Below are 24,569 nucleotides of genomic sequence, written 5' to 3'. Positions count from 1 at the left end.
TTACGCTACTACTAATTTAATACGGACGATGTTACCTCATATATAGTCGATAATATGGATCGAGAGTTTCTACCCGGCAACCTTAAATTGCTGGACTATGGGGAAAACTAATGAATATTAGCCTATGTATAAAAAAGACTCCTATTGATTAGCTTTCTCTCATAGATGAAAGTGAATCCATAGGGGTCTTTTTTTTATTTTTCAAAAAGGTCAGACATCTTACGTATGACATGAAACTTCCATTACTTTATTTTTAGTAATATAACGAGCGTTTTATGTAAAAACTTTATACGAACTTCTGAAAGGGGCAACTACATGCAATATGTAATGAGCATTATCGGTATTCTTGTCGTTTTAGGTTTATGCTTTGCTTTGTCAAACAATAGAAGTAAAATCAACTTCCGTGCAATTGCTATTATGATTAGTTTCCAAATTTTAATCGGTTGGTTTATGTTTGGCACAAAGATCGGACAGCAAATTATCATCTTCATTAGTAAAGTTTTCAACAAACTAATTAAACTTGGTACGACAGGTGTCGATTTTCTCTTTAATGGAATTCAAAGAGATTTTGTTTTTTTCTTAAACGTATTACTAATTATCGTATTTTTCTCAGCACTACTTTCTATCTTTAGTTATTTAGGTGTTTTACCATTCATCGTTCGTATTGTCGGCGGTGCACTTTCAAAAATTACTGGTTTACCACGCGTTGAATCATTCCACGCAGTAAATTCTGTATTCTTTGGTTCAAGTGAAGCATTAATCGTTATTAAAAATGATTTACAACATTTTAATAAAAACCGTATGTTTATCATTTGTTGTTCTGCAATGAGCTCAGTTTCTGCCTCTGTAACAGCATCATACGTTATGATGTTAGATGCGAAATATGTATTAGCGGCTCTTCCGCTAAACTTATTCTCAAGCTTAATCGTTTGTTCATTATTAACACCAGTTGATACGAAAAAAGAAGACGAAGTGGTTCAAAAATTTGATAGAAACCTATTCGGAGATAGCCTTATCGGCGCTATGATTAACGGTGCGCTTGATGGTTTAAAAGTAGCTGGTATCGTTGCTGCGTTAATGATTGCCTTCATTGGTGTTATGGAAGTTGTAAACTACGTAATTAGCGCTGCTTCAGGTGCAATGGGATATGCTGTTACTTTACAACAAATCTTCGGTTATATACTTTCTCCATTCGCATTCTTAATGGGTATTCCAACTCAAGATATTATCCCAGCTGGTGGTATTATGGGTACGAAGATTGTATTAAACGAGTTTGTAGCAATCCTTGATTTAAAAGGCGCTACTGCAACATTAGCTCCACGTACAGTTGGAATCGTTACAGTATTCTTAATTAGCTTCGCAAGTATTAGCCAAATTGGTGCGATTGTTGGTACAATCCGTGCCCTTTCTGAAAAACAAGGAAGCATCGTATCAAAATTTGGTTGGAAAATGCTATTTGCATCAACACTTGCTTCTATTTTATCTGCAACAATCGCTGGATTGTTTATTTAATAAAAAATCACCTTACGCTTTTAAGTAAGGTGATTTTTTTGATTCCTTATGAAATAGAACGGAATTCAATTACTTCCTCTTTACTAATAAGTTTTCCTTCGTGTATACCTTTTACTGAAATATCAATAATGGATTTATCCTCTCCTTCAAGCTTACCCAAAGAAAATATATAAATTAAATTTTCTTCTTTTAGCATCCATTGCTTGCCATGCCAGGGCCCCGTTATCTTTTGTTCCAAAGATGTTTTTTCTTCTCCAACATACTGACATTCTCCAAACGAAGTTTTTACTATATTTTTCTCCGTATCAATTACTATATTTCGAAATAGCTCTAAGTTTTTGCTTGAAACAATTTCTATCTCATGGTTACTTTTTTGTTTAAATTGCAGTTTTCCATCACTTGTATTAGATAAACTACTATTCTCAACGGCGTTCCTAAAAAAGTTATATTCTTCTTCTGTAATACCAAAATTAGGATGATATGGCTTCACCTGTTTATCTATATGCCCCGATATGTAGTTTACATACCACTCTTTATCATTTTTCACATGATCACTCATTTTTTTAGTAATAGCCTCTACTTTTTTACGAGTATCACGATCCATCTCAATCGTCATAATATCCGCCGTCACTTCCGCATTCATAAGATGCGGTGGAATATACTCCTCCACACTATTCGCTTTACTCACTTCACTTTGACAACCGACTATGAATAGCGATATGAAAAGGATATATACTAGTTTTTTATATTTCATTTCTGTTCTCCACTCCGTACATCATTCTTACTTACATTTATAGCGTTTCTTATTATAGTCCAAGATCCTGATATTTTAATAGAAACTACTCTACATATGCAAAATTGCATATTAATAAACCTTTCTCTTACTTTAAAATTAACTTAAATTATTTACCAAAATATACAAATTACAAATTAAAAATGTTATAATTTGTAAAAAATATATTGGAGGATATTATGAAAGCTCACGCCCTTTTCGACTTCTTACACTTACTAGTTTTAAGCATGAAAAGCTATTATGTATGGGGAATGCCAATCTATGTATTCATTATCCCTCTTATTTTTGTAGTAGGTTATATCATTATCAAATCAAATAAGAAACGCAAGAATACCTCTATTCAAAGTCACTAACCTACCATTCACCTAAAAATGATATGATGAACAAGGGTATATCCCCACCTCTCTTATAGCGGTGGGGATTTTAATGTAAGTATGCAACATAATACACAATAGAAGGTGATTTTATGAGAAAATACGCAGCGATTGCTTTATGTACATCTGCCATTCTAGCAGGATGTAATACTAGCAATGTAGAGCCTAAAAAAGAAAAAAAGGTTCAAGAGGTTAAGAAACAAGAAGAGACTGTGCAAGAACAAGGTAAAATTTCTTATAATCCAATTACGCACGAATCTACAAACGCAAATATTCATATTACAGACATAAAAGATTCTTTAACCGAAGTACAATATAAAATTTGGCGCACTGCTGATGGAAAGGAAAGTGCTAAATCCTTTTCTTCTAAAGAGAAAAATCAACAATTTACACTTCCCTTTGATATAAAAGAATTTGAAGGAAAACGCGGTGAATATCAAATTGAAGCTACAGGAACAACAGAGGGCGGAAAAACTATTCCACTTACGAAATCTACTATTACTTTCGAGCAAAAAGTTCCTGTTCTTATGTATCACGCAATTGATGATTATCATGGACAAGGTATTAAAGATTTATTCGTATCGCCTGCTAACTTTGAAGCACAAATGAAGTATTTAAAAGAAAATGGTTATACTTTGTTAACGTTTGAACGCTGGGGCGATATAAATAAAGTAAACAAGCCGATTTTCGTTACATTTGATGACGGTATGAAAAATAATATGAATGCATTTCATGTTTTACAAAAACTAAAAGACGATACATTTAAACCAGCGGCAACAGAATATATGATTGTTGATAACGTTGATGTAGAAGGAGCTCTTTCTACATCTGAAATAAAAGAAATGGTTGATTCAGGTATTTTTTCTGTACAATCTCACACAGCAACACACGCAGACTTGCCGAAAATTACAAACTATGATGAAGAGTTAAAAGGATCAAAAGAAAAGCTAGAGAAAATAACAGGTAAGCCTGTTATCGCAATTGCTTATCCTTTCGGTCATGTAGATGATAAAGTTGTCGCAGAAACAAAGAAACACTATCAATTTGCAACAACAACGAAGCCAGGACAATTCATTACGAAGGGTGAACCTGATGAGTTGTTAAAAATGAAGCGTGTTCGCATACACCATACAACGACTGTAGAACAATTTGCTTCTTCGATTAAATAACTATTAGAGCTCAATACATTTTGAGCTCTCTTTTTACGTTATATTTATATATATTTTTAGAATTTTCTTGTATTATATATAGTAAGAAATCTTTCAAACTAAAGGAGATTATACATATGTCATTTGAACAAACGTTAGAGAAATATGCTGCCCTTGCAGTCAATGTTGGTGTTAATATTCAACCCGGACAAACTTTATCAATCAGTGCACCTCTTGAGGCTGTACAGTTTGTACGCCTAGTTACAGAAAAAGCATATAAATCTGGTGCAAAACACGTATATGTTGATTGGAATGATGAGACGTTAACACGCTTAAAGTTCGATCTAGCTCCTGAAGAAGCTTTCTCTGAATTCCCTTCTTGGAAAGCAAATGCTCGTGAAGAATTAGCAAAAGAAGGCGCTGCATTTATGTCCATCTATGCAGAGAATCCTGATCTATTAAAAGGTGTAGAACCAAAGAAAATTGCAACAGCTCATAAAGTAGCTGGAGAAGCGATGAAAGTATACCGTGATTATGTACAAGCAGATAAAGTAAGCTGGTGCGTAATTTCTGTTCCTACGAAAGAATGGGCTGCAAAAGTATTCCCTGACGTAGCGCCAGAAGAACAAGAAACAAAACTATGGGATGCTATCTTCAAAGCTACTCGTGCTGATTTAGAAAATCCTGTGGAAGCATGGAAAGAACATGATGAAACACTACATACAAAAGTAGATTACTTAAACGAAAAACATTATAAAGCTCTTCACTATACAGGCCCTGGAACAGACTTAACAATCGAACTTCCAGAGAAACATGTATGGGCTGGTGCTGGTAGCTTAAATGAAAAGAACGTAGCATTTATGGCTAACATTCCAACTGAAGAGGTATTTACAATGCCTCTTAAAACAGGTGTGAACGGCCAAGTATCTAGCACAAAACCGTTAGCATTTGCAGGTAATATTATCGATAACTTTACATTAACATTCGAAAACGGACGTATCGTAGACTATAAAGCTGAATCTGGTGAAGAGGCTTTAAAACATTTAGTAGAAACAGATGAAGGTTCTCACTTCTTAGGCGAAGTAGCTTTAGTACCTCATGATTCACCAATTTCAAACACAAATATTTTATTCTACAATACGCTATTTGATGAAAATGCATCTTGCCACCTTGCAATCGGAAATGCTTATGCATTTAACTTAGTTGGCGGAAAAACAATGTCTAAAGAAGAACTTGCTGAAAATGGCGCAAACGCTAGTATTACACACGAAGACTTCATGATTGGATCAGCTGAGCTTGATATCGACGGCATTACAGCTGATGGAAGACATGAGCCGATCTTCCGTAAAGGTAACTGGGCGTTTTAATAAAAATAAAAGGCTATCTTCCACGCTGGAAGATAGCCTTTTATGATGCTGATGACACTTTCAGTCCAATTACTCCTAAAACAATAAAGAGAATACAAAATGCTTGGAATAAATTAATATGCTCTTTAAAAAAGTACACACTAATGATTGTAATAAGTAGCGTTCCCACACCAGACCAAATTGCATAAGCAATGCTTAAATGAATCTTTTTAACAACGATAGCAAACACGCTGAAACAAATTCCATAGAATACGAAAATAAGTACACTTGGAACAAGCTTTGTTAAACCGTTCGATAACTTCATCGCAATCGTTCCAGCTACTTCAAAAATAATTGTTACGAGTAATAATAGCCAATATACCATACTAGAATCTCCTTCTCTGTTACCTTATAGAGATTCTAGTATACTACTTATAGTCCTAACGAAATATATTTAATTTCTAAATATTCCTCGATACCGAAATGGCCTCCTTCACGGCCGATACCACTTTCTTTAAAGCCTCCAAATGGTGCTTGTGCAACTGATGGAAGGCCATCGTTTAAGCCGATAATTCCGTACTCTAACGCTTCACTAATTTGGAATGCTTGACTAATATCTTTTGTGAAAATATAAGCAGCCAAGCCATATGGTGTATTATTTGCTCGTTCGATTACTTCTTCAACTGTTTTAAATTTAGCAACTGGTGCAACCGGTCCAAATGTTTCTTCATTCATACAAAGCATCGTGTCATTTGCCAATCCAATTACTGTTGGCTGAATGAAATAACCATCTAACTCTGCAAATTTATGGCCACCGTATAAAACTTCTCCGCCCTTTTGAATTGCATCTTCAATATGTTCTTGTACTTTCGAAACTGCATTCGCATCAATAAGTGGACCTACAGTTGTTCCTTCGCCAAATCCATCTCCGACTTTCAGCTGCTCTACAGCTGTTGTGAACTTCCCTGCAAATTCTTCATACACTTCTTCTTGAACAAAGATGCGGTTTGTACATATACACGTTTGTCCTGCGTTACGGAATTTCGAACCAATTACCGCTTCTACCGCCTTATCTAAATCAGCATCATTCATAACAATAAATGGAGCGTGACCACCTAATTCAAGCGAAACCTTTTTCATCGTTTGCGCAGCGCTAGCCATTAATTCTTTTCCAATTTCAGTTGATCCTGTAAAGGAAACTTTTCGAACGCGCTCATCTTCCATCCACGTATCAGCAATTGCTTTTGCACTACCTGTTACAATATTTATTACACCTTTTGGAATATCTGCTTCATGTGCTAATTCAACTAACTTCAATGCAGTTAATGGCGTTTGACTCGCTGGTTTCACAACTGCCGTACAGCCTGCTGCAAGTGCTGGAGCTACCTTTCTCGTAATCATAGCAGCCGGGAAATTCCAAGGCGTAATAGCTGCCATAACCCCAACTGGTTGCTTCATAACTAAAATACGCTTATTCGGATGAGAAGCAGGAATCATTTCACCGTATATTCTCTTTCCTTCTTCTGCGTACCATTCAACAAAACTATTTGCATAATTCACTTCACCAAGTGCTTCTGCAAACGGCTTCCCTTGCTCTCTCGTCATGATTGCTGCAATTTCTTCTTTATTTTCATCAATGAGCGTGAACCATTTTTTTAACTTTACTGCGCGATCCGCTGCCGTTAATTTTGACCATAATTTAAAAGCCTCATGTGCAGCATCAACTGCTTGCTTTGCCTCTGTAATCCCGCCCTTTGGTACAGTTGCAAATACTCCCTTTGTCGCTGGATTATTCACTTCGATTTGTTCTTGCAGTGTAATCCACTCACCATTTATATACATCGCTTTTTTCTCTAAGTTTACGAACGTCGCTTTTTTATCCAATGTTTTCTTCCTCCTCTATAAACTTCTTAATCTTCCTAGTAGCAGCAGATTGACTTATTTGTAAAAACTCAGCCACTTTATAACTTGATCCATACGTTTTATATGCTTTAAGAATAATATTTCTCTCTACCTCTTCCAGCATTCTATAAAGACTTTGTCCGGATTGTTCAACTGTGGCCTCTTGCATAGATAGTGGCAAATCTTCTACCATTACAAAATCATCTGCAGTGATAACAATTCGTTCAATTACATTTTCAATCTCTCTATTATTTCCTTCCCAAGGGTACCCTACAAACATTTGTAACGTACTAGGTGCTAACTTCACATCACGTCCGTACTTTTTATTAAAATGCTGTAAATAATGATAGATGAGCGGCAAAATGTCTTCTGTTCTCTCCCGAAGTGGCGGAATTGAAATTGGAATGACATTCAGACGATAGTATAAATCTTTCCGGAATGTTCCTTGTTTCACCATCGTACTTAAATCTCTATTTGTTGCCGCTACAATTCTAACGTCCACCTTTTTTAATTCTCTTCCGCCTATAGGACGAAACGTTTTTTCTTGCAATACTTGCAAAAGCTTCGCTTGAATTTCAAGCGGCATTTCACCAATTTCATCTAAGAAAAGAGTTCCTTTATGCGCTGATTCTAATAGCCCCTTTTTCCCTTCACGATTTGCACCTGTAAAAGACCCACCTGAATATCCAAAAAGCTCAGATTCGATTAAATTCGTCGGCAATGCCGCACAATTAATTTCATAGAAACTTTCATTCTTCCGGTGACTCACTTCATGCAAATGGCGTACTAATCGGCTTTTCCCCACTCCAGTCTCACCTAATACGAGAACAGTACTATCTACTACAGATACTTTTTTTATTGTTTCGATTATTTTTTGCATAGCGATACTTTTAAAAATAAGTCCTTCGTGTTCATATGTTTCTCTTAATTCTTTTTTATATGTTTTTAACTGATTATCCATTTCCTCTACCTTTTGACGTAATTGATAGAGTTCTGTAAGATCACGAGAATAACTAATCACCCTTCTTAAATTTCCCTCATCATCAAAAACAGGCCTTGTACGAACATGCAAATACTCTCCTGATTTCGTTGTTTGAACAAGTTCAACTGGCCTTTTCTTTTCAATTACTTCTAACGTTGCAGACGGATAAAAAATCCCTTCTTTTTGTAGTTCTTTTACATGCTTTCCTACTAATTCCTTAGCAGAGAGCTGGTAATGTCTTTCACACATGCTATTTACACGTACAACGATTCCCTTATCATCCGTAACAAAAATTTCGTCAAATGCATATTCAAATACATCTTGTAAATCCATCAACACTCGTTCCTTTTCTGCAACCATCCTAGCCACCCCTTACTTTAAATCCATCGATTCACTTCACTACCTTTATTATAAAGTGAATTTTCTGCATTTTATATAGAGTAAGCTAGAATGTTTTCAATTTGTTATTTATACAAATCTATTTATATTTTTCTACACATAATTCGCTGCCTTGAAAAATACAGAATACCATCGCAACCACACCCTCACTTTGTTTTAGCTTGGCATGGGGCAGGAAAAGGGGCTGATCGATTCTATGTATGAACAGATGCTCTCTTCCGCCTAAAAAGAAAAGCTTTATGCCCTTTTTTAAGTTATCCCAATTCTTTAAACACGAGCGATATTTGCTTGCTCATAACAAGCTTGCAATGATTCTTCAATTATTGTTAAACCTTCCTCAAGTTGCTCATCTGTAATCACTAATGGCATTAAAACACGAATAACATTTCCATATGTTCCTGCTGATAGTAGAAGTAATCCATGCTTATTTGCCTCTGCACATAAATTAGACGCTAGTGTTTTATCAGGCGCTTTCGTCTTGCGATCTTGAACGAGCTCGAATGCACACATTGCCCCTAAGCCGCGCACATCACCGATGCAATTATATTTGTTTTTCATCTCTTGGAATCGGTTCATTACGACTTTCCCTACTTCTATCGCTCTATCATTTAATTTCTCTTTTTCTATTACATCAAGCACAGCTAATGCAGCCGCACATCCTAGTGGGCTTCCTGCATATGTTCCGCCCAGTTCTCCCGGTGCAGACTCATTCATAATTTCTTTACGTCCAATGACACCACTTATCGGTACACCAGCACCTAATGATTTAGATACCGTAATTAAGTCTGGAACGACATCATAATGATCAATTGCAAAGTATTTTCCGGTACGACTAAAGCCTGTTTGAATTTCATCAGCTACAAATAAAATACCGTGCTCTGAACAAATGCTGCGTACTTCTTGAACGAATTTCTTACTTGGAACGATAAATCCGCCTTCCCCTTGAACAGGTTCCATTACAACTGCTGCAATTGTTTCTGGTGCTACTTCTGATATGAAGAAGTTCTTGAACTCTTCAATGATAAAGTCATCATACTGCTCTTCTGTTAAACCTTCTGGGCGACGGTATTCATATGGGAATGGCGCTTTATATACTTCTGGAGCAAATGGGCCAAATCCAAATTTATATGGTTTTACTTTACTTGTCATCGTCATTGTCATTAATGTACGCCCATGAAATCCTTTAGAAAATGCGATAATTCCAGGTCTCTTCGTATATTTACGAGCAATCTTCACTGCATTTTCAACCGCTTCTGCCCCACTATTTAAAAACAGCACTTGTTTATCGAAATTACCTGGCGCTAATGCGGCCAGCTTTTCTGCCAATTCAATATATGGCTCATACATCATCACATTAAATCCAGTATGAATATATTGATCTACTTGTTTATGAAGCGCTTCTTTAACAGCTGGATGACAGTGTCCTACATTAATTGTCCCAATTGCTCCTGCGAAATCAATGTACTGATTTCCATCCACATCTGTTACGAGTGCACCATTTGCAGACTGTACAAATGTTGGAATACCATTACTTACTCCTTTTGGTACTATATTTTGGCGGCGTTCTAATAAAGACGCTGCTTTCGGTCCTGGAATTTGTTCATTTACTTTAGCAAATTTTTTTGTGTTCATTGTGTACCCCATCCTTTTCTATACAATGTTTTCTCTTTATATTGCAAGATGTATGCCAACTCCCTCTTTCTAGTATTCATCCCATTCTCTTACTATCTCGGCATAAAAAAATAAGTCTATAAAGACTCATATAGAGTCCTTATAGACTTATTCATTTATACATTAGACTTTCCTTGTTCCCAAATAAACTCACCTGAACGAGAAATTAAATCTTCAACAGATTGTAATACTAAATCTGCAAGTGGTTCTAGCGTTTGACGATCACCCGTACCAGATAGTACGCCAATCGCATAACAGTCGCCACCATTTTTCGCTAAATATAAATCCGTCGGTGTATCCCCGACGACTGCTACTTCACATGTCTCTAAATTAAATCTCTCACAAAACGATTCTACAATTTTTTTATCTGGCTTCTGTGCTGGAAATGTATCTGAAGCTATAACACAATCAAAAAAATCTTCCAATTGATATTGCTTTAAAAATAATTCTGTCGGCGCGAAATCATCAGCTGTAACGACACCTAGAATAAACCCTCTATCCTTTAACGCTTGTAAAACTTTCGGTAAATCTGCCGTCATTCTCATATGTGAACGATGCTCGTACATAAGAGCAAACAACTTTTCACTCACCCATTGATGCATCTCTTCTTCTCTAGATGATGCAATATACTTACAAAGCCCCTTGGCCACATCAAGACTCGTTCCAGCAGCGAGCGCACTACGCGGATGAACAAATGCTCCATCTACGCCAATCTCTTTTAATAAAGCCTGCTGCATTGACTGTGGGAGTTGATATAATTTTATACATTCAGCGACAAGCTCTTCAGCTACTTTTATCCAAATTGAATGAAAATCCATTAATGTCCCGTCTTTATCAAATAATATTGCTTTTACCTTCTCCATAGCATCCTACCTCTCATTTCTTATCTCTTCCAGTGTATCAATAAAATATGGATATAAAATAAACGGATTGTAAAAATACCATAAAAATCAAACTAACTTACAATTTACAATTCATCTGCACATAGAGAAACTTTAATCAGTGGGGGAATCTTATTACTCGCAAATAGTGAGGTGAAAGCAAAAAAAAGATGCCTTTACAGGGCATCCTCTTGATGTTCAGGAACAAATAGTTCCAGACAATGATATATATTTTCAAATTCCATTGGTGCATCTCCGCCATATTCACCATCTAAGTTGATCATTAATTTATCAGGTGAATGCACTTTAATACGATTCGCTTGTGTATATAGTACTTTCGGATTGTTAATATGTTCCCCACGCTGCGCTTGTGTTGCTGCTTTAATTAAATCAGCGATAGAACCTTTTTTCAGTACTAATAAATCAAATAATCCATCGTTAATAGATGCATATGGTGCTACTTTTTCGAATCCACCAACTGAACGAGTATTCGTAATTAAAAACATCGTAATTTCTTCTTGTAGCAACTTCCCATCATACTCAATTTCAACATATGTTGGATGTAATGATGGTAACATTTCGATTCCTTTTAAATAGTAAGCAAGTTGGCCTAATACCGTTTTTAGCTTGCTTGGTACTTCATATGTTAATTCTGTAATACGGCCGCCACCAGCGATATTAATGAAATATGTATCATTTGCTCTACCAAGATCTAAAGGTACCGTTGTTCCTTCACAAATAATATCCGCAGCCTCTTCAATAACACGAGGTACACCGATCGCACGCGCAAAATCATTTGTCGTTCCAACTGGAATAATTCCAAACTTTGGACGATGCTCATGTCCTACTAAACCGTTCACTACTTCATTTAACGTACCATCACCACCAGCTGCGATAACAACATCAAACTTACGATCCGCAGCTTGCCTCGCTGCCACAGTCGCATCTCCAGGACCAGTTGTCGCATGACAAGACGCTTCATATCCAGCTTGTTCTAATTTTTGTAATACTTCTGGTAAGCTCTTCTTAAATAGCTCGCGCCCAGAAGTAGGATTATAAATAATTCTTGCTCGCTTCATCATTTATTAGCACAGGAAATTCCTTATTCATTGAAAAACGAATACACCGAACCCTTATTCAGTATCCCTATGCTTACCTCCTCTCATCTTCCTATCCTTCTTTAATTCCGCTCAACCAGGCAGTAAGAACCCGATTCGTGTAGCCCATCAAAAGTAACTATTCACTCCTGATAGTTTTGCTTTATTTAACCAAGAAATTTATCCCGCTATTTGCGGGCAGTAAAACTCTCACATCAATTTACATATAATGAATAATAATTATCTATTATTTCATGAGATGAAAAAACTCTCTCTGTCTAGATTTATCATTATTCCCACCTTTTTGCAACTATCATACCATAGTTGCTATACAAACATTTTTTCACTTTTGACAGTTAATCAAACGTTTGTTTAAATTATTTTTCACCATTTAAACAAACGTTTGATTAACTCAGAAAAAACACCCAAATACGGGTGTTTTTTCTGTTTAATCTTTAAGAATCTATACTATTTTAGCGTTCAAAAATAAGAATTCTTCTCTTTTTTTAGCGCTTATTAATCTCTTCAAGTAAGATTTTATTAACAAGCGGTGGATTTGCTTGTCCTTTTGTAGCTTTCATAATTTGACCAACTAAGAAGCCAATTGCACGGTCTTTACCGTTTTTAAAGTCTTCAATAGATTGCTCATTATTATCAAGAATTTCTGTTACAACCTTACGAAGTGTTCCTTCGTCAGAAATTTGAACCAGACCTTTCGCTTTAACGATTTCTTCTGGGTCTCCACCTTTTTCAATTAATTCATTAAATACTTTCTTCGCGATTTTAGAAGAAATTGTACCTTTTTCAATTAATTGAACCATTTTAGCTAAGCCAGCTGGCGTTAATGCAACGTCTTTTAATTCTTTTTGTTGTTTGTTTAAGTATGCAAGTACTTCACCCATTAACCAGTTTGATGTTAATTTCGCATCAGCACCGTCTGCAACTGTTGCTTCAAAGAAATCAGACATCTCTTTCGTTAATGTCAATACATGCGCATCATAAGCTGGTAAGCCAACTTCTTCAACATAGCGAGCTTTACGTGCATCTGGAAGTTCTGGAATAGAAGCACGAATTTCTTCTTTCCACTCATCGTCGATGTAAAGTTCAACTAAGTCTGGCTCTGGGAAGTAACGGTAATCGTCAGATCCTTCTTTTATACGCATTAAGATTGTTTTCTTCGTTGCTTCATCATAACGACGTGTTTCTTGTTGGATGATACCACCAGATAATAATTCTTTTTCTTGGCGCACTTGCTCATGCTCAAGACCTTTTTGCACGTAAGTGAAAGAGTTTAAGTTTTTCAGTTCTGCTTTTGTACCGAACTTCTCTTGTCCAACTGGACGAAGTGAAATATTCGCATCACAACGAAGAGAACCTTCTTCCATCTTACAATCAGATACACCTGTATATTGAATGATTGATTTTAACTTCTCTAAGTACGCATATGCTTCTTCTGGAGTACGCATATCTGGCTCAGATACGATCTCGATTAAAGGCATACCTTGACGGTTGTAGTCTACTAATGAACCGTCAGCTGCATGCGTTGATTTACCAGCATCTTCTTCTAAATGAAGACGTGTAATACCGATACGTTTCTTTTTACCGTCTACTTCGATTTCAATCCAACCATTTTCACCAATTGGCTTATCAAATTGAGAGATTTGGTAAGCTTTCGGATTATCTGGGTAGAAATAGTTTTTACGGTCGAACTTCGTTTCCGTTGCGATTTCACAGTTTAATGCCATTGCGGCTTTCATTGCAAAGTTAACTGCTTCCTTATTTAAAGTAGGAAGTACCCCTGGGTATCCTAAGTCAATTACACTTGTTTGTGTATTTGGCTCCGCTCCGAATTCTGTTGGACTCGCAGAGAAAATTTTCGAATTTGTTTTTAACTCAACGTGAACCTCTAAACCAATAATTGTTTCTAAATTCATCTATGCTCGCCTCCTTACAGACTTGCTTTTTTTGTATGATAGTCTGTTGCTTGCTCAAACGCATGTGCAACGCGGTAAATCGTCGTTTCATCGAAGTGTTTACCAATGATTTGTAGACCAAGTGGCATGTTGTTAGCACCGAATCCACATGGAACAGAAATCGCTGGAACACCCGCTAAGTTTACTGGAATTGTTAAAATGTCATTTGCATACATTGTCATTGGATCGTCCACTTTTTCGCCCACTTTAAATGCTGGAGTTGGCGTTGTTGGTCCAATAATAACATCGTAGTTAGCAAATACATTTTCAAAGTCATTTTTAATTAATGTACGTACTTGTTGTGCTTTTTTGTAATATGCATCATAGTAACCAGAGCTAAGAGCAAATGTACCAAGCATAATACGACGTTTTACTTCATCACCGAAACCTTCGCTACGTGTATTTTTGTAAAGATCTAATAAGTTATTTACATTATCAGAACGAACACCGTAACGTACGCCATCAAAGCGTGAAAGGTTCGCAGATGCTTCAGAAGAAGATAATAAGTAATACGTTGCTAGAGCGTATTTAGAGTGCGGAAGAGATACTTCCTCCCAAGTTGCGCCCATACCTTCTAACACTTTTAAAGCAGCTAGTACTGACTCACGAGCTTCTTCGCCAACACCTTCGCCTAAGTATTCTTTCGGTACAGCAATACGTAAACCTTTAACATCGCCTGTTAAACCAGCTAAGTAGTTTCCTACTTCAACGTTTGCAGAAGTTGCATCCATACGGTCAATACCTGAAATAGCTTGTAATAAGTATGCATTGTCTTCTACTGTACGTGTAATCGGTCCGATTTGGTCAAGTGAAGATGCGAATGCTACTAATCCGTAACGAGATACGCGTCCGTAAGTTGGTTTTAAACCTACAACGCCGCAATATGCAGCTGGCTGACGGATAGAACCACCCGTATCAGAACCTAGAGAGAATAATACTTCTCCTGCTGCTACTGCTGCTGCAGAACCACCACTAGATCCGCCTGGAACGTAATCTAAGTTCCATGGATTTTTTGTAGCGTAGAAGCCTGAGTTTTCATTTGAAGAACCCATTGCGAACTCGTCCATATTTAATTTACCGATTGTAACTGTGTCAGCAGCTTTTAGCTTTTGTACAACTGTCGCATCGTAAATTGGATCGAAGTTTGCTAATATTTTGCTCGCACAAGTTGTACGAAGACCGTTAGTTACAATGTTATCTTTTACACCAATTGGCATACCGAATAATAAACCATTATCCTCAGCACCAATCTTTGCATCTAATTCTTTCGCTTTCGCGCGTGCATTTTCTTCATCTAATGTAAGAAAAGCTTTTACGTTATCTTCAACATCCGAAATACGTTTGTAAGATTCTTCTACTAAATCCGTAACGGAAATTTCTTTGTTGTTTAACTTCTTATGTAACTCTGATACAGAATGATCAAATAATGACATCGAAATTCCCTCCTCTATTCTAATACTGCTGGAACACGGATTTGATTATCTTTGTGATCCGGTGCATTTTTTAATACTTCTTCTACTGGTAAACCTTTTTCTGGCACATCTTCACGCATAACATTTTTCATAGTTAATACATGAGTTGTTGGTTTTACATCAGTTGTATCTAATTCATTTAACTGTTCTGCAAATGTAACAATTGCATCTAGTTGTTTTTGAAATTTTTCTGCTTCTTGATCAGTAATTGCAAGACGTGCTAAATGTGCTACGTGCTTTACATTCTCAACGGAAATTCTTGACACGGCTAGGCCACCTCCATAATATATCGTTCAATCTACAATACTATTGATGATACCAAATTTCCAGTACTTCAAGCAAGTCAACACACGGCACTTACGGTATTTTTACATAAAAAAAGAAAGGCAAATGCCTTTCTTTACAATTTACTCTTTATCTAACGATTTATTTTTCGGAAATCTCTCGTTATCTTCTTCATTATCACGAATTGTTTTTTGTAATACAAAACAAGACATCGTTAAAAATAATGTTCCAATTAAATAGTATCCTTTTACACTAAGCGTTTCATCTAGCGTATAAATCCCAATTAGCATTCCTGAAAGCGCACAAACAAATGAAGTCCATGCTAAAAACGTGAACGCTTGCGTATTTCGTCTTCTCATCGTTCTCCCCCTCGTTAGCTGTACACCTATTATAGATAAATATATTTATCACAATGGGTTTTTATGTAAAATCATTTTTCTATTTATTAATCTATCACAAAAAATTTCTATTTTGAAGATAATTTTCTTTCAAATCTGAAAAAATAGTTAAAAACATTGACATTTATTTCAATTCCACATAAAATAAAAACAAATATTACGAACCTCGAAATATACGGGAGTGGAAATAATTGTTACAATATGAACATTTTTTAGACTTACTGCTAGATAACGCCAAGAAACTTTTCTATCCTGAAGAATGGGTAAGCCTTGATTTAACACTTTCCAAGACAGAAGTATTTTGTTTACTTTGGATGGAGCGAAATACGGATATTACAATGACAAAAATTGCTGATCTTCTTGATATACCGATGAGTACAACAACGGGCGTTGTAAATCGCCTTGTAAAAAAGGGATATATTGAACGCTACCGGAATGAAAGCGATCGACGCATTGTATTAATTCGTTTAACAGAAAACGGCGTAATGCTCGTTCAAGAAGTAAAACAAAATGCGGCCCATTACTTTAGCCTAGTGACAGATGCATTGTCAGAAGAAGAAAAAGCATTCTTACTACAAATATTCCAAAAGATCATGAATCACATTGCTACGTCACAGCAAAAAACAGAAGAAAAGATTTCTACACCTAAAATGAAAAACATTCCGATTGAATAAGACCCTAGTTGGGTTTTTATTCAATTAAATATTTCGACACTCGTAATATTCGACATTCGAAACAAAGGGGATATTAATGATGAGAATTATTCTGTATACAGGTAAAGGCGGCGTAGGAAAAACTAGCATTTCAGCAGCAACAGCAATCCAAAGTGCAAAACAAGGATTAAAAACATTAGTAATGAGTACAGATCCTGCTCATAGTTTAGGGGATTCATTTGGCATAAAACTATCTTCTGAGCCACTAGAAATTCGTGAAAACTTGTGGGCACAAGAAATTAACACTATTTATGAAATGGAAAAAGGCTGGGGGAAATTGCAGAAATACATTACACTACTCTTCACTTCAAAAGCAGCTGATGATATTACAACAGAAGAATTAACGATGTTCCCTGGTATGGAAGATTTAATTAGCTTACTTCGAGTACTCGATTACTATAAACACAACACTTACGACGTCATCATTATTGATTGCGCACCGACTGGAGAAACTTTAGCAATGCTTAGCTTTCCAGACATGCTCGGCTGGTGGATGGAAAAACTCTTTCCTATTAAAAGGAAGATTTTAAAAGTTGTTCGTCCTGTAGCTCAACCACTTCTTGGTGTCCCCCTTCCAACTGATGATATTATGGACGAATTAACGAATACGCTTGAACAGCTCGGAGAAATGAGAGATATTTTATCAAACCGAAAAGTAACGAGTATTCGCGTTGTTGTAAATCCTGAAAAAATGGTCATTAAAGAAGCTCAGCGTAGTTTTACTTATTTAAACTTATACGATTATAACGTAGATGCCATTATGATTAACCGCGTCATCCCTAACACTGTTACCGACCCTTACTTTCAGGCATGGAAAGATACACAAAAGAAATATAAGGCGTTAATTAAAGATAGTTTTCAGCCACTTCCTATTTACGAAGCTCCCATGTTTGAACAAGAAGTTGTTGGTTTAGCTATGTTAGAGCGTGTAGGAAATGCTTTATTTAAATCAGACCCTTCTCCTACTGAAGTGAAATTTAATGGCCGCACACAATATGTAAAAAAAGATGGCGATGAGTATATTTTCGTTCTGTCCATTCCCTTCTCAAACAAAAGTGAACTTTCATTAAATCAAAAAGGTGATGAACTTATTATTCGAGCCGGCTCTATGAAGCGAAATATCACCTTACCAAAAACATTAACACACCTTTCTATTCAAGGAGCTAAGTTTGAAGATGATGTACTAAACATTCGGTTTGGAGGTGTAGTACATGCATGATGAATTACTAAGAAAGGTAATTCGTACAAAAATAAAAATCGGTATGCGTATATTAGAAGAGCTACCGAATCCGATTCAGCAATCAGCTAAGCACGCACTAAATATTTTGCAAGAGGAGCTCTCCTCCTATGCTGAAGAACAACCGCAACCTGAGAGTAATTTAAAAAGCATCATAATTGAATAACTATACCCTTGTAGAAAGCCTTTTCTTATAGGCTTTCTATCCCTTTATTGGAGCTGATATAAGTTGATAAAAACATCTTCAACAAGACATTTCACCACTAATACAATCTGGCTAATCCCCCTTCTATTCTTTTTTCATAACCTTGAAGAAGCTTTCCAAATGCCACAATATATCGCTAATCGATTTTCGATCCATTTTATAACTAACAAACAATTTTTCATTGCAATTTCCATATTAACAACCTTCGTCTTACTCATAGTCATTCTATATCAATTAAGCATCATATCTTCTATTTATTTGATCATTTTTATACAGGGCTGTATCTTCTTTAACGCCGTTCAGCATATTATCTTGTATTTCATTTATCGTTCTTATAATCCAGGAGTAATCTCAGCATCTATCATTATCCTATTTTCTCTTTTCTTATTTTCATCAAAGAAACTATTAATCCCTAAAAAGAAATTAGCAAGTACACTCATTTTTAGTTTAATCTCTTACCCAATCATAATTTGGATTTCCTTATTATTAGCCAGCTGCTTTAATTAAAAAAAGACCAGGAAAACTCCTGGTCCATCACTCTACTTAACAAACATTGGATTCTATGTTATACAAAATTAGAAGGTACAGAATTAGGGTTTTGTTTGTTAAGTAGATTATATGTTGAACGAGCTAACAGCGGAGGGGTTCCTACTGTTAGTCGTTAAACTCAATAATTATTTTACGATTTTTTCAAGCTCATCAAGTGAAAGATCTACTGAAATTGAACCATCATTTGTTTCTTTCTTAATTGCATCTGTTACTTCTTTTGAATGGTATAACTCAATTACTTTTTTCAGTGTTGGATCATTTTTATCTTTCGTACGAGCTGCGAAAATATTAATATAGGCCTTTGCATTTTCATTATTTGGATCTTCTAAGAAAATTGGATCCTTCGCTGGGTCTAATCCAGCTTGACCAGCAACACCGTTATTAATAACTGAAGCCGCTACATCTTTTAACACACGAGGTGTTTGCTGTGCGATAACCGGTGTAACTTTTAGCTTCTTTGGATTTTCAGCGATACCGCTTGGATCCCCAAATAGACCAAAATCTTTCTTAAGCTTTAATAATCCAGCTGCATCAAGAAGTTTTAATGCACGTGCTTGGTTCGTTGGATCATTCGGAATAGCAATTTCCGAACCATCTGGGATTTCATTTGCTTTCTTATATTTTTCAGAGTATAAGCCCATCGGTGCAATTTGCGTTGTACCAACAGCTGTAATATCTAACTTATGCTCCTTTTTAAATTGCTCTAAGAAAGCAATGTGCTGGAATGAGTTTAGTTCAATATCTCCATCAGCTAACGCTTTGTTGGGTGTTGTGTAATCAGAGAACTCAACCAGTTTAATTTTAATCCCTTCTTTTTCAGCTTTTTTCTTTAAAATTTCCCAAACGTCTCCATCTGTTCCAGTTACACCGACGCGAACTACTTTCTCTTTCGCTCCTGCACCTGTGTCTCCACCTGAGCAGCCGCTTAATGCTGTAATTCCTACGATCGCTGATAATGCAAATGCTAAAATTTTCTTCATTTTCTTTTCCCCTCTTCCTTTTTATGATCTGCGTAAAAAGACTTTCGCAAAGTAGTTCCCTAAATTTTGAGCCACCTGTACAAGAATAATAAGTAAAACGACCGTTACAAACATAACTGACGTATCAAAGCGTTGATAACCATATGTCATTGCTAAGTCACCAAGACCCCCACCACCGACAAGTCCTGCGACTGCAGAAAATTCAATTAAACCGACCGTCATAAACGTGACACCTAGGATCAATGGTGCTAAAGCTTCTGGTACGAGGATTTCAAAAACAATTCTAAGTGGTGAAGCGCCCATTGCTTGTGCTGCTTCAATTACTCCTTTCGGAACAGAAACAAGATTGGTTTCAACCATTCTAGCAATACCAATTGATGCAACTAACGTCATTGGGAAGATTGCTGCAGCCGTTCCAATCGTCGTTCCAATAACACTTCTTGTTAGTGGGCTTAAAGCTACTAAAAAGATAATGAATGGAACCGGACGAATTGTATTAATTATGATATTAAGAATAGAAAAGACCCATTTATTTTCTAAAAAATTCCCTTTTCTCGTTACATACAATAGTAAACCTAGAGGTATACCAAGAATTGTAGCGAATATAAGGGTTACAATTACCATTAAGAGGGTATCCCCCGTCGCATCTAATATGCGAGGCCAAAATATACTCCAATCAACTCGCATGAGCTTCTACCTCCTTCAGCTGCACTTGCAGTCTTAGATGTTGTAATGCTTTTTGAATTTCTTTCTGTTCACCTTGTAGTTCTACAAGAAGATTTCCAAATAGCACATTTTGGAGTTCAATAATATTTCCATAAAGAACATTTACATCGACGTTATAGTTTTTCGCAATATATGATAGTACAGGCTGCCCTGTCTCTTCCCCAGTAAAAGTCAGGCGATAAATCTGACCTCCGTTTTGAATTTTCGCTAGAACACTTTCTGGTAAGTGATCATTAATAACAGAGCGTACAAAATTTTGAGTGGTCTTTGTTTTTGGTTGTGTGAAAACGTCAAACAGTTTTCCTTCCTCAATTACTTTTCCTTTTTCCATAACGGCTACACGGTGACAAATTTCTTTCACAACGTGCATTTCATGTGTAATAAGTAGGATCGTTAAATTGTACTCTCTATTTACTTTCTTTAATAAATTTAAGATTTCTGTTGTTGTTTCCGGATCTAAAGCTGATGTTGCCTCATCACATATGAGAATATCCGGTGATGTCGCAAGTGCTCTTGCAATCCCAACACGCTGCTTTTGTCCACCTGATAACTGTTCTGGATAATAGTTCGCTTTATCTTCTAAACCAACAAATTTTAGTAGTTCATTCACTCTTTCTTTTATCTCATTCTTCGGCAATTTCGCTAACCTTAATGGATAAGCAATGTTCCCAAACACCGTTCTTGAATTAAATAGATTAAAACTCTGGAAAATCATCCCAATCCTTTGTCTTAGTGTCCGTAATTCTTTCGCCGATAATGATGTAATATCTTTATCATCTATTGAAATTGTTCCTGCAGTTGGTCTTTCTAACATATTTACTAAACGTAATAGCGTACTCTTTCCAGCACCACTAAATCCGATAATGCCAAAAATTTCGCCCTTTTCAACTGACAGCGTTACATCCTCAACCGCATGAACAGATTGCCCACCTGATTCATATACTTTACTTACATTGTTAAAAGAAATCATTTTCTTCCCTCCTATATGCTGTAAAAACTTGAAGTAGAGCTTTCGAGGTAAAATAAAAAGTGCTCTCCTTCTTATCAGTAATAAAAGATAAGAAGGAGAGCACTTTTATATGTACTCATTCACATCTTCTCATCTTCCAAGCCTTTATAGGCTTGCTGGAGTTAGCACGGTATTAAAAAACCCGTTGCTGAGGTATCGTAGGGCCAGTCCCTCCACCTCTCTGGATAAGAGTGTATCGATTTAATTGTCGTTTAATTAAGTCTTATTATAGAACTCAGAATAATGAGAGTCAATACATTTTTCGGAAAAATATTAATTATTTCTCTATTTGAATTTTAAAATAAGAAGTAACAATACAATAGTGATTTTTAAAGTTATGTAAAATCCTTCTCACTCATACTTTTAAAAAGGAAAATCTTCTCTACTCATTGAATAACATTATTTGAATATGAAATCGGAGGAAGATAGATATATGAAAACAGCTCTTTTGCTCGTCGACATTCAAAATGATTATTTTCCAAGCGGAATGATGGAATTACGTAATCCAGTAGAAGCAAGTGAATATGCTAGTCAGCTACTACAACATTTTAGAATAAGAAACGAACCTATTTTTCATATCCAACATGTAGCTATAAAAGATAGCGCTACTTTTTTCCTACCCAATACAGAAGGTGTCCATATTCACGAAAATGTCCGTCCACTTAGAGAGGAAACCGTGATCCTTAAACATTATCCAAATAGCTTCCGAGAAACTGATCTTCTAGAACAATTACAACGTTCAGGAATTGAGCACGTCGTAATATGCGGGATGATGACCCATATGTGTATTGATGCTACAGTAAGAGCTGCTTTTGATTTTGGCCTTCACTGTACCGTAATACACGATGCTTGTGCTACAAAAGATCTTTCATTTAAGAATGCTACTATACCAGCTGTTTATATTCATAATACAATTTTGGCGAGTTTAAATGGAGTATACGCAAATATAATGAGTACAGAAGAGTTTTTAGCGACCTAAAAAAAACACTCCTTTCAGTTAGCAAAGCCGAAAGGAGTGTTCTCTTGTCTAACCATAGATTTTCTTTCAAATTGTATTATACAGGAAATCCTCAAAATGAATACTAAAAAATATGACTAATAAGTCAATTTTTCTCGCTGTTTTGTTTCTATTTTCATGTTTACCCCGATATTAATAGGGTTTAACTAATCCAAAAGAACAAATAGTAATATTTGGAAATCTTTTCTTGATTGAAATTAACTAGCTTCTATTATAGAGAATTTCTCAAAAAGAAAAGATCTTCACAGTCTGTGAAGATCTTTTCTACTATTTCTTATAAAGTTTCAGAAGTAGTTTTTGCTTGCATGTGAAGTGCTAAGTAGTCAGGGCCACCAGCTTTAGAGTCTGTACCAGACATGTTAAAGCCACCGAATGGTTGGTAACCTACGATTGCACCAGTACATCCACGGTTGAAGTATAAGTTACCAACGTGGAAGTCTTCGCGTGCTTTTTCAATATGGTCACGGTTGTTAGAAAGAACTGCTCCTGTTAAACCGTATTCTGTATTATTTGCAATTGCAAGTGCATGATCAAAGTCTTTTGCTTTACAGAATGCTACTACTGGTCCGAAGATTTCTTCTTTCATTAAACGAGCATCTTCTGCAACGTCAGCAACGATTGTTGGTTGGATGAACCAGCCTTTAGAATCGTCTCCTTCGCCACCTGATACGATTTTACCTTCTTCTTTACCAATTGCAACATAGCTCATTACTTTATCGAATGCAGCTTGGTCATTAACAGGTCCCATGTTGATATCTTTTGCATCTGGGTTACCTACTGTTAATTCTTTTGTTAATTCAACAGCACGATTTAATACATGATCGTATACATCTTCATGGATTACTGCACGAGAACATGCAGAACATTTTTGTCCTGAGAATCCGAATGCTGATGCAACGATAGATTTAGCTGCTAATTCAAGATCTGCCTCTTTATCAACAACGATTGTATCTTTACCGCCCATTTCAGCGATAACACGTTTTAACCAAATTTGTCCTGGGTTTACTTTTGCTGCACGTTCGTAAATACGAATACCTACATCGCGAGATCCAGTGAAGCTAACGAAACGTGTACGAGGGTGATCTACTAAATAGTCACCAACTTCAGAACCATTACCTGGAACGAAGTTTACTACGCCAGCTGGTAAACCAGCTTCTTCTAATACTTCCATAAATTTCGCTGCTACTACAGGAGTTGTACTAGCTGGTTTTAGTAATACTGTGTTACCAGAAACTACAGCAGCTGTTGTCATACCTGCCATAATTGCGAATGGGAAATTCCAAGGAGAAATGATAACACCTACTCCTAATGGAATGTAAGAGAAACGATTATATTCAATTGGACGGCTTTCTACTGGAATACCGTCTTTTAATTTCAACATTTGACGAGCATAATATTCCATAAAATCGATTGCTTCTGCTGTATCAGCATCTGCCTCATTCCATGGTTTACCTGCTTCTTTTACAAGAATAGCAGAGAACTCATGTTTTCTACGACGAATGATTGCTGCAGCACGGAATAAAATGTCTGCACGCATTTCTGGTTTTGACTTTCTCCAAGTTTGGAATGTTGCATCCGCTACTTGCATTGCTTTTTCAGCTAATTCACGGCTTGCTTTTGAAACGCGACCAACAAGTTCCTCTTTATTTGCAGGGTTTACAGAAACAATTTTGTCTTCTGTAGTGATTTTTTCTCCCCCGATAATTAATGGATAGTCTTGTCCAAGATAAGATTCTACTTTCTTTAAACCCTCTTCAAACGCTAATTTGTTAGCCTCTACTGAAAAATCTGTAAATGGCTCATGTTTGTATGCTACTACCATCTTTTTAGCCTCCCCTTAGAAAAACGTTTACATTTTACAACATTATTCTACACGATAATTTAGATTTATTCAAATAT

At 36.2% G+C, this 24,569-nt stretch carries 23 protein-coding genes and 2 riboswitches; of the genes, 8 read left to right on the top strand and 15 right to left on the bottom strand.

What is annotated here, in order from left to right:
* Positions 1 to 16 precede the first annotated feature (16 nt).
* A riboswitch (purine riboswitch) is annotated at positions 17 to 118 on the top strand.
* A 197-nt stretch (positions 119 to 315) separates the two neighbouring features.
* Positions 316 to 1,512: a NupC/NupG family nucleoside CNT transporter gene (locus QCI77_RS01930; protein WP_002010061.1), complete on the top strand. Its 1,197-nt coding sequence runs from the start codon at positions 316 to 318 to the stop codon at positions 1,510 to 1,512.
* 46 nt (positions 1,513 to 1,558) lie between these two features.
* Here the strand turns inward: QCI77_RS01930 and QCI77_RS01925 are convergent, their stop codons facing one another.
* Positions 1,559 to 2,266 (bottom strand): hypothetical protein, encoded by a 708-nt coding sequence (locus QCI77_RS01925; RefSeq protein ID WP_012260238.1) that lies wholly within the window; start codon positions 2,264 to 2,266, stop codon positions 1,559 to 1,561.
* Between the two features lie 505 nt (positions 2,267 to 2,771).
* On the opposite strand from QCI77_RS01925, the gene QCI77_RS01920 reads away from it, so the two are divergent.
* Both QCI77_RS01920 and QCI77_RS01915 read left to right on the top strand, forming a co-directional pair.
* The gene (locus QCI77_RS01920) at positions 2,772 to 3,848 is read left to right on the top strand and encodes a polysaccharide deacetylase family protein (RefSeq protein WP_353824439.1); all 1,077 of its coding nucleotides are present in this window, start codon (positions 2,772 to 2,774) and stop codon (positions 3,846 to 3,848) included.
* A 116-nt stretch (positions 3,849 to 3,964) separates the two neighbouring features.
* Positions 3,965 to 5,194, top strand: coding sequence for an aminopeptidase (locus QCI77_RS01915; protein ID WP_002029496.1), 1,230 nt, complete (start codon positions 3,965 to 3,967; stop codon positions 5,192 to 5,194).
* Positions 5,195 to 5,234: 40 nt separating this feature from the next.
* Here the strand turns inward: QCI77_RS01915 and QCI77_RS01910 are convergent, their stop codons facing one another.
* The 10 genes from QCI77_RS01910 to QCI77_RS01865 form a co-directional block, all read right to left on the bottom strand.
* A complete protein-coding gene (locus QCI77_RS01910) occupies positions 5,235 to 5,558 on the bottom strand; it encodes a DMT family transporter (protein WP_000263259.1) in 324 nt (107 codons plus the stop codon).
* Positions 5,559 to 5,605: 47 nt separating this feature from the next.
* The gene (gene gabD, locus QCI77_RS01905) at positions 5,606 to 7,057 is read right to left on the bottom strand and encodes an NADP-dependent succinate-semialdehyde dehydrogenase (RefSeq protein WP_353824438.1); all 1,452 of its coding nucleotides are present in this window, start codon (positions 7,055 to 7,057) and stop codon (positions 5,606 to 5,608) included.
* Complete coding sequence (locus QCI77_RS01900; RefSeq protein ID WP_002167042.1) at positions 7,050 to 8,417, bottom strand: sigma-54 interaction domain-containing protein; 1,368 nt, start codon at positions 8,415 to 8,417, stop codon at positions 7,050 to 7,052. Before QCI77_RS01900 ends, gabD begins: the two co-directional genes overlap by 8 nt.
* 306 nt (positions 8,418 to 8,723) lie before the next feature.
* Positions 8,724 to 10,088, bottom strand: a complete 1,365-nt coding sequence (gene gabT, locus QCI77_RS01895) for a 4-aminobutyrate--2-oxoglutarate transaminase (RefSeq protein ID WP_002124901.1) — start codon at positions 10,086 to 10,088, stop codon at positions 8,724 to 8,726.
* A 155-nt stretch (positions 10,089 to 10,243) separates the two neighbouring features.
* Positions 10,244 to 10,990 (bottom strand): HAD family hydrolase, encoded by a 747-nt coding sequence (locus QCI77_RS01890; RefSeq protein WP_353824437.1) that lies wholly within the window; start codon positions 10,988 to 10,990, stop codon positions 10,244 to 10,246.
* A gap of 194 nt (positions 10,991 to 11,184) precedes the next feature.
* Positions 11,185 to 12,090, bottom strand: a complete 906-nt coding sequence (locus QCI77_RS01885; protein WP_002010051.1) for a diacylglycerol kinase — start codon at positions 12,088 to 12,090, stop codon at positions 11,185 to 11,187.
* Positions 12,091 to 12,611: 521 nt separating this feature from the next.
* Positions 12,612 to 14,039 (bottom strand): Asp-tRNA(Asn)/Glu-tRNA(Gln) amidotransferase subunit GatB, encoded by a 1,428-nt coding sequence (gene gatB / locus QCI77_RS01880; RefSeq protein ID WP_002010050.1) that lies wholly within the window; start codon positions 14,037 to 14,039, stop codon positions 12,612 to 12,614.
* Positions 14,040 to 14,053: 14 nt separating this feature from the next.
* Positions 14,054 to 15,511, bottom strand: coding sequence for an Asp-tRNA(Asn)/Glu-tRNA(Gln) amidotransferase subunit GatA (gatA, locus tag QCI77_RS01875; RefSeq protein WP_002010048.1), 1,458 nt, complete (start codon positions 15,509 to 15,511; stop codon positions 14,054 to 14,056).
* Between the two features lie 14 nt (positions 15,512 to 15,525).
* Positions 15,526 to 15,816, bottom strand: a complete 291-nt coding sequence (gatC, locus tag QCI77_RS01870; RefSeq protein ID WP_000086999.1) for an Asp-tRNA(Asn)/Glu-tRNA(Gln) amidotransferase subunit GatC — start codon at positions 15,814 to 15,816, stop codon at positions 15,526 to 15,528.
* A 141-nt stretch (positions 15,817 to 15,957) separates the two neighbouring features.
* Positions 15,958 to 16,194 (bottom strand): YiaA/YiaB family inner membrane protein, encoded by a 237-nt coding sequence (locus QCI77_RS01865; RefSeq protein WP_002029490.1) that lies wholly within the window; start codon positions 16,192 to 16,194, stop codon positions 15,958 to 15,960.
* Between the two features lie 230 nt (positions 16,195 to 16,424).
* Between QCI77_RS01865 and QCI77_RS01860 the strand changes: the two genes are divergently transcribed.
* The 4 genes from QCI77_RS01860 to QCI77_RS01845 all read left to right on the top strand — a co-directional run bounded on the left by QCI77_RS01860 (position 16,425) and on the right by QCI77_RS01845 (position 18,895).
* The gene (locus QCI77_RS01860) at positions 16,425 to 16,907 is read left to right on the top strand and encodes a MarR family winged helix-turn-helix transcriptional regulator (protein ID WP_002140201.1); all 483 of its coding nucleotides are present in this window, start codon (positions 16,425 to 16,427) and stop codon (positions 16,905 to 16,907) included.
* A gap of 76 nt (positions 16,908 to 16,983) precedes the next feature.
* The gene (locus tag QCI77_RS01855; protein ID WP_002140199.1) at positions 16,984 to 18,165 is read left to right on the top strand and encodes an ArsA family ATPase; all 1,182 of its coding nucleotides are present in this window, start codon (positions 16,984 to 16,986) and stop codon (positions 18,163 to 18,165) included.
* Entirely contained in the window at positions 18,158 to 18,349 is a 192-nt protein-coding gene (locus QCI77_RS01850) for a DUF3926 domain-containing protein (protein ID WP_002091335.1), read from the top strand. The genes QCI77_RS01855 and QCI77_RS01850 overlap by 8 nt, the downstream gene beginning before the upstream one ends.
* A gap of 63 nt (positions 18,350 to 18,412) precedes the next feature.
* Positions 18,413 to 18,895: an HXXEE domain-containing protein gene (locus QCI77_RS01845; RefSeq protein ID WP_002091337.1), complete on the top strand. Its 483-nt coding sequence runs from the start codon at positions 18,413 to 18,415 to the stop codon at positions 18,893 to 18,895.
* 167 nt (positions 18,896 to 19,062) lie between these two features.
* Here QCI77_RS01845 and QCI77_RS01840 read toward each other — a convergent pair whose 3' ends face one another.
* Genes QCI77_RS01840 through QCI77_RS01830 form a run of 3 tightly spaced genes read right to left on the bottom strand, consistent with a single transcriptional unit; the run spans position 19,063 to position 21,613 of the window.
* Positions 19,063 to 19,917 (bottom strand): MetQ/NlpA family ABC transporter substrate-binding protein, encoded by an 855-nt coding sequence (locus QCI77_RS01840; RefSeq protein ID WP_002029488.1) that lies wholly within the window; start codon positions 19,915 to 19,917, stop codon positions 19,063 to 19,065.
* Between the two features lie 21 nt (positions 19,918 to 19,938).
* Complete coding sequence (locus tag QCI77_RS01835; RefSeq protein WP_002091343.1) at positions 19,939 to 20,604, bottom strand: methionine ABC transporter permease; 666 nt, start codon at positions 20,602 to 20,604, stop codon at positions 19,939 to 19,941.
* Complete coding sequence (locus QCI77_RS01830; protein ID WP_002010037.1) at positions 20,594 to 21,613, bottom strand: methionine ABC transporter ATP-binding protein; 1,020 nt, start codon at positions 21,611 to 21,613, stop codon at positions 20,594 to 20,596. The genes QCI77_RS01835 and QCI77_RS01830 overlap by 11 nt, the downstream gene beginning before the upstream one ends.
* A gap of 126 nt (positions 21,614 to 21,739) precedes the next feature.
* A riboswitch (SAM riboswitch) is annotated at positions 21,740 to 21,844 on the bottom strand.
* Between the two features lie 241 nt (positions 21,845 to 22,085).
* On the opposite strand from QCI77_RS01830, the gene QCI77_RS01825 reads away from it, so the two are divergent.
* The gene (locus QCI77_RS01825; RefSeq protein WP_002091344.1) at positions 22,086 to 22,631 is read left to right on the top strand and encodes a cysteine hydrolase family protein; all 546 of its coding nucleotides are present in this window, start codon (positions 22,086 to 22,088) and stop codon (positions 22,629 to 22,631) included.
* A gap of 313 nt (positions 22,632 to 22,944) precedes the next feature.
* On the opposite strand, the gene pruA is transcribed toward QCI77_RS01825, so the two are convergent.
* Positions 22,945 to 24,492, bottom strand: a complete 1,548-nt coding sequence (pruA, locus tag QCI77_RS01820) for an L-glutamate gamma-semialdehyde dehydrogenase (protein ID WP_353824436.1) — start codon at positions 24,490 to 24,492, stop codon at positions 22,945 to 22,947.
* Between the last annotated feature and the right edge of the window lie 77 nt (positions 24,493 to 24,569).

The sequence above is a fragment of the Bacillus cereus group sp. MG9 genome, assembly GCF_040459995.1.
GTDB classification, from domain to species: domain Bacteria; phylum Bacillota; class Bacilli; order Bacillales; family Bacillaceae_G; genus Bacillus_A; species Bacillus_A mycoides.
The sequence above is the reverse complement of the archived record's forward strand: the minus strand, read 5'-3'. Positions and strand labels throughout refer to the sequence as shown.